General features: G+C 46.4%; 1 protein-coding gene. It reads right to left on the minus strand.

Features of this window, described 5'->3' with window-relative positions; all coding sequences use genetic code 11:
• The coding region (locus ABYW01_RS19075; RefSeq protein WP_372835907.1) for a pilus assembly protein at nt 1-2551 on the minus strand (2551 nt) is incomplete at both ends.

Below are 2551 nucleotides of genomic sequence, written 5' to 3' on the forward strand. Positions count from 1 at the left end.
ACCGCGGCCCAGGAGTCATCCTGCAGCTTCACAACAGAGATACGACCAGACAACGAACCTAAGTCGGGTAGATCTGAGGCATCCAAATCCCAAAGCACGTCATTGACGTTAAACTCATCCGGTACAGAGACGTCCAGCGCAAATACGCCGGCACCACCAACACCTAATGATCCTAGCAGTACTGATCTCCAACGTTTTGCACTGCTATCCGCATCACTGAAGTTAATATAAGCATCGGCCACAATCGCCGGTCCATCGACAAAATAGCTGTGTGAATAATCTGGGTCGGTCAGGTTACTCAATTTGCCGTAAACGCTCTTGGGGATGTAAGCAAAGGCTTCCTCACCTGCACATTTAGCACTGGTTTCTGTACAGGTCGCAACATCAACGTCATCAGCCAAATCACTATCCGCTGTCGCATAAAAGCCGTGCAACATTCCATCATTCGCGCCCACATAGACCATAGGACGCTTCGTACGCTTGTTATTTTTGAGGTAATAGTAGTAACTGCCCGCCGTATCACTTTCTGCCGTTTCCAAACCATGATAACGGTGGTTTTCATCGTAGGTATAAAAGGCATCAGAGTTCACGATATCGCCCAACAAACTGCTACGAGACCGGAACTTTGTGCCTTCCTCCGTTTGATCCCCTCGAAGATAATCAACACGAAACTCTGCTAAGTTATCTGCCACATCCTCCAAAGCATTCAGCTTCGAGCGTTGCTCATCGGAAAAACCCGTGCTATTGCTCAGAGCCCCAACACTAAACTCGAAACCGGCATCGCCATTGTGACTAAATATGTTCCTGCGCGTATGGATCGGGATCAGATCAGCAGCATTCCACGCCTGATCTTCCAACTCCAGCGTAATCTGATTGATCGGAAATGCCAGCAAATGCCCCGTCCAGATACTCGGCTCAAACCTAGTCACAAAAGCAGTGGTTGCACTGCTGGCGCGCAGCGACGTCACTGACAGCATGTTCGAGCCCACGGCATTAGCCTCATTTTCAGAGGCGAGCTCAACGTTGAATAGAATATCCTTAAGCGCGTCGACCAGTTCTTCACCATCACTTGGATCATGAAACCGGCCCCGGCCATTCCAGGCAGCATGACGCATATCGTCGATAGTTTCTTTATGGCTATTCACACGATCAGTCCAAGTAAAGGGCTCCGTCGCTGAACTTGGTCCTGCACTTAATGTCCCCTCCAATCCAAGCGCCACCATATGGGTAGACATACGCTGGATAATATTAGGGTTATCTTCATCCGGGTAGAGATCACGTTCATAAAAGAACATCGCCGCATCGGCTAGAGTATCGAAATAATCATCGGCATAAGAATCTTTTGGCGAGATACCAGCAACCCACTCGCCGTCGTAGTCAGAACTATTGTCACCATCTATATGTTTACGAAGGATTCGGCGCGAATAGTTACTACTGTCTGAACCATTTTCATACCGACCTGCAATAACAACAGTAGCGTTATTCTGACAAACGCCTCGTGCATCACTGATTACGATAGGGGATTCTGGCTCGGCCTCATCACTATCATATCCAAACAGCTCCCTCACACCTGAGGTATCACCCGATTCATATACCTCTTCACGCTCAAAGTAGTTACCAGCAGCTTCATAGGTACGGCGGACTTGAGAAATATCTTTTCCTACTGCTTTCGTATCAAACGCAAAAACCCGGGTTAACAATTCCTCTTTGTTTGCCTTAGCCTGCGGGTCAATCGGAAAAGAAATATCATCTACATCTTTAATTTCAGCTCCGCGGCTAACCGTATTATGGAATTTCTCGGTACTGGAAAATCCGATTCCGATACGTGCTTGAGATTTATTGATGACTTCGGCTAAGGCGTATTTAATGACATATTCACGCTTACGGTGATACGCGTACCAATTGGCAAAATTAATCTGCTCTGCGGATGACATATCAGCGACAGAGACGCATATGCTACTGGCAAGCTTCTCGTTACCTTCCCCTTCTTTGCAGTCGGAGTGTAATTGAGTCGGAACCGAACATTCCCCTTCATCATACTCACCATTATCATTGCCATCCGTCCAAACAAGATAAAATGCCTGAGACAGATCTGTGTGATTGTCTTGGTTTCTAGCAATCTCATCGGCATCTGCTATTCCCACATCTTTCGGTAAATAAGGATCGAAGGGTACAGAACTGATATTGGTCTGATCTTGAAATATATTACCTTCTGAGTCTGTTCCCCACCAAGGGCGATACGTTTTAGACGGGTCATACGCCAGCTTATTGTAGCGGGTACAATGTGGCGCTATATCATTAAATTTATTGAGACTTTTATACTTAAAGTAAAAGCGATAGTCATCAATCCCTAAACGTTCCTCCTCCTCCCTATCCATGAGTTTCTCAAAATCCAAGCTCAACGCATCATCAATCAAAAACAGGATATTTGCCTGTGGCACATCCTTTAGATGCAACGTTGAATCAGCCTGTAAAGGCTGACTCAAGACCAACAAGGTAGATACAGCTGTTAATAAGTTAAAGGCAACCGGGAAGCCGTCCTGAAACATTC

Source organism: Pontibacterium sp. (assembly GCF_041587635.1).
GTDB lineage: Bacteria > Pseudomonadota > Gammaproteobacteria > Pseudomonadales > Balneatricaceae > Pontibacterium.